This window comes from Hyphomonas polymorpha PS728 (assembly GCF_000685315.1).
In the GTDB taxonomy this organism is placed as follows: Bacteria; Pseudomonadota; Alphaproteobacteria; order Caulobacterales; family Hyphomonadaceae; genus Hyphomonas; species Hyphomonas polymorpha.
Genome location: NZ_ARYM01000002.1, coordinates 267411 through 275240 on the forward strand (window position 1 = coordinate 267411; position 7830 = coordinate 275240).

4 protein-coding genes are annotated in these 7830 nt (G+C 61.5%); all 4 read left to right on the forward strand.

Annotated features, from left to right (window positions below):
• The first annotated feature begins 70 nt into the window (after positions 1–70).
• The 4 genes from rpoC to fusA all read left to right on the forward strand — a co-directional run bounded on the left by rpoC (position 71) and on the right by fusA (position 7783).
• Positions 71–4282 carry a DNA-directed RNA polymerase subunit beta' gene (gene rpoC, locus HPO_RS02890; protein ID WP_035594171.1) on the forward strand — a complete coding sequence of 1404 codons (4212 nt, stop codon included), beginning with the start codon at positions 71–73 and terminating at the stop codon, positions 4280–4282.
• A gap of 433 nt (positions 4283–4715) precedes the next feature.
• Complete coding sequence (rpsL, locus tag HPO_RS02895) at positions 4716–5087, forward strand: 30S ribosomal protein S12 (protein ID WP_011647831.1); 372 nt, start codon at positions 4716–4718, stop codon at positions 5085–5087.
• Between the two features lie 14 nt (positions 5088–5101).
• Positions 5102–5572, forward strand: coding sequence for a 30S ribosomal protein S7 (gene rpsG / locus HPO_RS02900; protein ID WP_035594174.1), 471 nt, complete (start codon positions 5102–5104; stop codon positions 5570–5572).
• An 87-nt stretch (positions 5573–5659) separates the two neighbouring features.
• The gene (gene fusA / locus HPO_RS02905; protein ID WP_035594175.1) at positions 5660–7783 is read left to right on the forward strand and encodes an elongation factor G; all 2124 of its coding nucleotides are present in this window, start codon (positions 5660–5662) and stop codon (positions 7781–7783) included.
• Positions 7784–7830 lie beyond the last annotated feature (47 nt).

The window sequence follows — 7830 nt, forward strand, 5'->3', positions numbered from 1 at the left end:
GACCCGGATTTATTCAGGGCAGGGGAGAGAGACCTCCTCATAAACGCCCGCCCCAAGGAGCAGACACCCTATGCGCCAGGACGTCGCCAATATGTTCAACACCAATACGCCCGCCCCGAGCTTCGAGGCGATCCGTATTTCGATTGCGAGCCCGGAGAAGATCCGCTCGTGGTCGTCTGGTGAAATCAAGAAGCCCGAAACCATCAACTACCGCACGTTCAAGCCGGAGCGCGACGGCCTGTTCTGTGCACGGATCTTCGGCCCGACGAAGGACTATGAGTGCCTTTGCGGCAAGTATAAGCGCATCAAGTATCGCGGCATCGTCTGCGAGAAGTGCGGCGTGGAAGTGACCCTGGCGCGCGTCCGGCGCGAGCGCATGGGCCATATCGATCTGGCCGCTCCGGTGGCCCACATCTGGTTCCTGAAGTCGCTGCCGTCCCGCATCGCGACGCTGGTGGACATGCCGCTGAAAGACGTGGAGCGTGTGCTCTACTTCGAAAGCTATGTGGTCATCGAGCCCGGCCTGACCGAGCTTGAGCCGCTGCAGCTGCTAACCGAAGAAGAATACATGGACGCGCAGGACCGCCTGGGCGAAGATGCATTCACCGCGATGATCGGCGCCGAAGCGATCCGCGAGATCCTCAAGAGCCTCGACCTGCCGACGCTGGCCGAGACGCTGCGCGAGGAGCTGCGCGAGTCCAGTTCGGAACTGAAGACGAAGAAGTATTCCAAGCGCCTGAAGGTGGTGGATTCCTTCATCCAGTCGAAAGCGAAACCGGAATGGATGATCCTGACGGTCATCCCGGTTATCCCGCCGGACCTGCGCCCGCTGGTTCCGCTGGATGGCGGCCGTTTCGCTACCTCCGATCTCAACGATCTCTATCGCCGTGTGATCAACCGGAACAACCGCCTGAAGCGCCTGATGGAGCTTCGTGCGCCGGACATCATCATCCGTAACGAAAAGCGGATGCTGCAGGAGTCGGTGGACGCCCTGTTCGACAACGGCCGCCGCGGCCGCACGATCACGGGCACCAACAAGCGCCCGCTGAAGTCGATCTCCGACATGCTGAAAGGCAAGCAGGGCCGCTTCCGCCAGAACCTGCTCGGCAAGCGCGTCGACTATTCTGGCCGTTCGGTCATCGTGGTCGGCCCGAACCTCAAGCTGCATGAGTGCGGCCTGCCGAAAAAGATGGCGCTGGAGCTGTTCAAGCCGTTCATCTATGCGCGCCTCGACGCCAAGGGTCTCGCCGGCACGGTGAAGGCTGCGAAGAAGCTCGTGGAGAAAGAGAAGCCGGAAGTGTGGGATATCCTCGACGAGGTTATCCGTGAGCACCCGGTTCTCCTGAACCGCGCGCCGACGCTTCACCGCCTTGGCATCCAGGCGTTCGAGCCGAAACTGATCGAAGGCAAGGCCATCCAGCTGCACCCGCTCGTCTGCGCTGCGTTCAACGCAGACTTCGACGGCGACCAGATGGCAGTCCACGTTCCGCTGAGCCTTGAGGCCCAGCTGGAATGCCGCGTGCTGATGATGTCGACCAACAACATCCTCTCGCCCGCTAACGGCAAACCGATCATCGTTCCGTCTCAGGACATCATCCTCGGCCTCTACTACCTCTCGCTCGACCGTAAGGGCGAGCCGGGGGAGGGCATGGTCTTCGCAGACCTCGCCGAGATCGAACACGCCCTCGACGCCGGCCTGATTACCGTGCATTCGAAGATCAAGGCGCTGTATGATGGCGTCAATTCGGAAGGCAAACCGGAGCGCCGCATCATCGACACGACGCCGGGCCGCTACATGGTGGCGAACATCCTGCCGCGTTCGAAAGCGATCGGTCCGGAACTCGTCAACACCGTGCTTTCCAAGAAAGCCATCGGCAAGATCATTGACGAAGTCTACCGCCTCTGCGGTCAGAAGGCGACGGTGATCTTCTGTGACAAGATGATGGAGCTCGGCTTCCGTGAAGCCTGCAAGGCCGGCATCTCCTTCGGCAAGGATGACATGGTCATTCCGGAAGCGAAGAAGAAACTGGTCGACGCGACCAAGGATCTCGTGTCCGACTATGAGCGTCAGTATGCTGACGGTCTCATCACGCGCGGCGAGAAATACAACAAGGTCGTTGATGCCTGGTCGAGCTGCACCGACAAGGTGGCTGACGCCATGATGGAGTCTGCCTCCAAGGTCCAGATCAAGAAGGGCAAGGAACAGATCAACTCGATCTTCATGATGGCCGACTCCGGCGCGCGTGGTTCGAAGAACCAGATGAAGCAGCTCGCCGGTATGCGCGGCCTTATGGCCAAGCCGTCGGGCGAGATCATCGAGACGCCGATCATCTCGAACTTCAAGGAAGGTCTCACCGTTCTCGAGTACTTCAACTCGACCCACGGTGCCCGTAAGGGTCTGGCCGATACCGCTCTGAAGACGGCAAACTCCGGTTACCTGACCCGCCGCCTCGTCGATGTGGCCCAGGACTGCATCATCAATGAAGATGATTGCGGCACCGAGAAGGGCATCGACATCACGGCCGTGATGGAAGGCGCTGACGTTGTGGTCTCGCTGAACGAGCGTATCCTCGGCCGCGTGATCGCCGAAGACATCAAGGGCGCCGACGGCAAGCTTGTTGTTCCGGCCAACACCTATGTGGACGAGGACGTGGCCGCCCAGATCGACGCTGCCTCTGTCGACCGCGTGAAAGTGCGTTCGCCGCTGACCTGCGAAACCAAGAACGGCATCTGTGCCCAGTGCTATGGCCGCGACCTGGCGCGCGGTACGCTGGTCAACCGGGGTGAGGCTGTCGGCGTGATTGCTGCCCAGTCCATCGGTGAGCCGGGTACCCAGCTGACGATGCGTACCTTCCACATCGGCGGCGCGGCCCAGGTGGCCGACCAGTCATCGCTGGAAGCCAGCTTCGAAGGCACCGTGCGCTTTACCGATGCCGAGATCGTTACCCGCAAGGACAAGACGATCGTGGTTGTCGGCCGCCGTATGCAGGTCGAGATCGTGGACGCCGACGGCCGCACGCGCCAGTCGTTCCGCCCGGCCTATGGTACGCGCCTGATGATCAAGGATGGCGACAAGGTTGCCCCCGGCAAGCTGCTTGCCGATTGGGACCCCTTCGCCCAACCGATCGTGTCCGAAGTTGGCGGTGAAGCTCGCTTCATCGACCTGGTGGATGGCCAGACGGTTCGTGAAGAGACTGACGAAGCGACCGGTATCTCGGCGCGCGTGGTCGTTGACCCGCGGACGAGTTCCAAGTCTGCTGACCTCAAGCCGACGATCCAGATCGTGGACGCCAATGGCAAACCGGTGAAACTGCCCAACGGTTCGCCGGCAAGCTATGTCCTCTCCGTGGGCGCGATCCTCTCGGTCTCCGATGGTGACCGGATCGAGCCGGGTGACACGCTTTCCCGCGTCGCAACGGGCGGTGCCAAGACGAAGGACATCACGGGCGGTCTGCCGCGCGTGGCCGAACTCTTCGAAGCCCGCCGTCCCAAGGACCATGCGATCATCGCGGAAGTCGATGGCCGCGTCGAATACGGCCGCGACTACAAGAACAAGCGCAAGGTCACGATCGTACCGACCGAGGAAGGGCGCGAGCCGATCGACTATCTGGTGCCGAAGGGCAAGCACCTTGCGGTGCAGGATGGCGACTTCATCAAGCGCGGCGAGTATCTGATGGACGGTAACCCCGCGCCTCAGGACATTCTCTCGACGCTGGGCGTGGAAGCGCTCGCCAACTACCTCACCGAGGAAGTGCAGAAGGTTTACCGTCTGCAGGGCGTGCCGATCAACGACAAGCACATCGAGGTGATCGTTCGCCAGATGCTGCAGAAGGTCGAGATCACCGAGGGCGGCGATACGCCGTTTATCACCGGCGAGCACATCGATGCGATCGAGTTCGAGGAGGCCAATGAGGCCATCCGCCGCTCGCGCAAGAAAGACCTGCGCGAAGCCACGGCGACTCCGCTGCTGCTGGGCATCACCAAAGCCTCGCTGCAGACCAAGAGCTTCATCTCGGCCGCCTCCTTCCAGGAGACGACCCGCGTGCTCACCGAGGCAGCGATCCAGGGCAAGGTCGACACGCTCGACGGCCTCAAGGAGAACGTCATCGTGGGCCGCCTGATCCCGGCCGGTACGGGTGGTGGTATCCGCCAGTATCGCCGTGTGGCTGCCGAACGCGACCAGAAGCTGAAGGCAAAGCGCGCCGCCGCTATGGCCAAGGCGGAGGAGGGGATCACCCTCGTCAGCCTGCCGGCCCCCGAGAAGGACACGGCCGGCGAATAAGCCAGGCTGACTTGAACCAAACGGAAAAGCCTGCCAGCAATGGCAGGCTTTTTCACTTTCGGGCATGGATCATGAGGGCAGGGCGGACTGAGATTGCGGGCATACTCTGCGCGATTGCTGCTGTCGGGCTGATTGCCTGGATGTGCTTTGAAAGCTGGGGCGGCCTGTCTCCGTTCTGATTCGATACAAGAACGACATGCCGCCATGCGGAAAGCCGCGCCAGCGCCCTTGACGCGCCGCGCGCGCGAGTCTACACGCCCCGGATCGTCAGAGAGGCAAATGGGCTTTTCGTCCAGTGCCGCACCGAAACAGCAATGTTCCGGCGAAGCTGACCCCCAATTTCCGCTCGTCCCGGAAGCCCGATTGAGGGCCTTCGGGGCACACGTCATTATAGGCCCCCGGGCCGCAACGTACGAAGAGACAGTAGGCCCGAATGCCCACGATTCAGCAGCTGATCCGCAATCCGCGCGAGCCAAAGCGCACCCGTACCAAGACCCCCGCCCTGAAGGCTTGCCCTCAGCGCCGCGGTGTCTGCACCCGTGTTTACACCACGACCCCGAAGAAGCCGAACTCGGCACTCCGGAAAGTGGCCAAGGTGCGCATGACCTCCGGATTTGAATCGCTGTGCTACATCCCCGGTGAAGGCCACAACCTTCAGGAGCACTCCGTTGTGCTCATCCGCGGCGGCCGCGTGAAAGACCTTCCGGGTGTGCGCTACCACATCGTGCGCGGCGCGCTCGACACCCAGCCCGTCAAGAACCGTAAACAGCGCCGCTCGCATTACGGCGCGAAGAAACCGAAGTAAGAGGCTAGAGGCTCATGTCCCGTCGTCACAGTGCCGAGAAGCGCCAGGTCCTGCCGGATCCGAAGTTCAAGGACATCGTCGTTACCAAATTCATGAACCAGATCATGCGCGACGGCAAAAAGTCCGTCGCCGAGCGCATCGTGTACGGTGCCTTCGATCTGGTCGAAACCCGTTCGAAAAAGAACCCGGTCGAAGTCTTCCACAATGCGCTCGAAGCTGTCGCTCCGGCCGTTGAAGTGCGCTCGCGCCGCGTCGGTGGTGCCACCTACCAGGTTCCGGTTGAAGTCCGCACCGAGCGCCGTCAGGCGCTGGCGATCCGCTGGCTGGCATCTGCCGCTGCCGGCCGCAACGAGAACACGATGCGTGAGCGTCTTGCCGGCGAACTGATGGATGCAAGCCAAGGCCGCGGCAACGCGGTCAAGAAGCGCGAAGACACCCACCGCATGGCGGATGCGAACAAGGCGTTCGCCCACTACCGCTGGTAACAAGTACAATCGCCGGGCGGCAGGGTTACCTCGCCCGGCGAGTGACCCACCCTTCCTTCCGGGAAGCAGAAACGAAGGTTTGATCTCATGGCCCGCGAATATCCGCTGGAGCGATACCGCAACTTCGGCATCATGGCCCACATTGATGCCGGCAAAACCACGACCACAGAGCGTATCCTCTACTACACCGGCAAGTCGCACAAGATCGGTGAAGTGCATGACGGCGCGGCCACCATGGACTGGATGGTCCAGGAGCAGGAGCGCGGCATCACCATCACGTCGGCTGCCACGACCACCTTCTGGGAACGCACCGAAGACGGCTCCACGGCGCTGTCGCCGAAATACCGTTTCAACATCATCGACACCCCCGGGCACGTTGACTTCACCATTGAAGTCGAGCGCTCGCTGGCCGTTCTCGATGGCGCAGTCTGCGTGCTGGACGCCAACGCCGGCGTTGAGCCGCAAACCGAAACTGTCTGGCGCCAGGCTGACCGTTACAAGGTTCCGCGCATCGTTTTCGTCAACAAGATGGACAAGATCGGCGCTGACTTCTTCAACTGCGTTCGCATGATCAAGGATCGCACCGGCGCAACGCCGGCGCCGATCCAGCTGCCGATCGGTTCGGAAAACCAGCTCGAAGGCCATATCGACCTCATCACCATGAAAGAATGGGTGTGGGCCGGTGAAGACCTCGGCGCGACTTGGGAAGTGCGCGAAATCCGCGACAGCCTGCGGCCTCTGGCCGAAGAATGGCGCGGCAAGCTCATCGAGATCGCTGTCGAAATGGACGACGCGGCTATGGAAGGCTACCTCGAAGGTAAAGAGCCGGACATGGATACGCTGCGCAAGCTGATCCGGAAGGGCGTGCTGACGCTGTCCTTCATGCCGGTCCTGTGCGGCTCTGCGTTCAAGAACAAGGGCGTCCAGCCGATGCTGAACGCTGTGGTCGACTTCCTGCCGAGCCCGCTCGATGTGCCGCCCTACATGGGCTTTGCCCCGGGCGACGAGACCGAGACGCGGAATATCGAGCGGTCTGCCGATGATGCGCAGCCTTTCTCGGGCCTGGCGTTCAAAATCATGAACGACCCCTATATGGGCACGCTGACCTTCACCCGGATCTATTCGGGTACGCTGTCGAAGGGTGACTCCTTCCTCAACTCGACCAAAGGCAAGCGCGAGCGCGTGGGCCGGATGGTCATGATGCACGCCAACAAGCAGGACGAGATCACGGAAGCCTTCGCTGGCGATATCGTGGCGCTCGCCGGTCTCAAGGAAACCACGACCGGCGATACGGTCTGCGATCCCAACAAGCCGGTCGTCCTCGAAACCATGACCTTCCCCGATCCGGTTATCGAGATCGCGGTTGAGCCGAAATCGAAGGCTGACCAGGAAAAGATGTCGGTTGGTCTGCAGCGTCTGGCTGCCGAAGACCCGTCCTTCCGCGTCGAAACCAATTTCGAGTCCGGCCAGACGATCATGAAAGGCATGGGCGAGCTTCACCTCGACATCCTGATCGACCGTCTCCGCCGCGAGTTCAAAGTCGAAGCCAATATCGGTCAGCCGCAGGTGGCTTACCGTGAGAAGATCGGCCGCGCGGCCGAGATCGACTTCACGCACAAGAAACAGTCCGGTGGTACCGGCCAGTTTGCCCGCATCAAACTGACCTTCGAGCCGCTTGAAGCCGGCTCGGGCTTCCAGTTCGTCAGCGCGATCGTTGGCGGCGCGGTTCCGAAGGAATATATCCCCGGCGTTCAGAAGGGCCTGGAAATGGCCAAGGAGAACGGTCTCCTGGCTGGCTATCCAGTTACCGACTTCAAGGCCACGCTGACAGACGGCGCGTTCCACGATGTCGACTCCAGCGTTCTCGCCTTCGAGATTGCGGCCCGCGGCGCGTTCCGCGAGCTGAAAGGGAAGGGTGATCCGCGCCTGATGGAGCCGATCATGAAAGTGGAAGTCGTCACGCCGGAAGACTATATGGGCGACGTGATTGGCGACCTGAACTCCCGCCGTGGCCAGATCCAGGGCTCTGAAGCCCGCGGTAACGCCACTGCGATCACGGCGATGGTGCCGCTGGTGAACATGTTCGGTTATGTGTCCACGCTGCGTGGCATGTCTCAGGGCCGCGCTCAGTTCACCATGCTCTTCGATCACTATGACGAAGTTCCGCGCGCTGAAGCACAGAAGATCATTCAGGAAGTCTCGGGCTCCTAATCGGGCCCCTTGTACAAGAACTAGAGGAGAGGCCCGATGGGCAAGGC

Excerpts from the sequence above, each read along its gene's own strand:
- rpsL (WP_011647831.1), top strand. The coding sequence starts at position 4,716 with ATGCCCACGATTCAGCAGCTGATCCGCAATCCGCGCGAGCCAAAGCGC.
- fusA (WP_035594175.1), top strand. The coding sequence starts at position 5,660 with ATGGCCCGCGAATATCCGCTGGAGCGATACCGCAACTTCGGCATCATG.
- rpsG (WP_035594174.1), top strand. The coding sequence starts at position 5,102 with ATGTCCCGTCGTCACAGTGCCGAGAAGCGCCAGGTCCTGCCGGATCCG.
- rpoC (WP_035594171.1), top strand. The coding sequence starts at position 71 with ATGCGCCAGGACGTCGCCAATATGTTCAACACCAATACGCCCGCCCCG.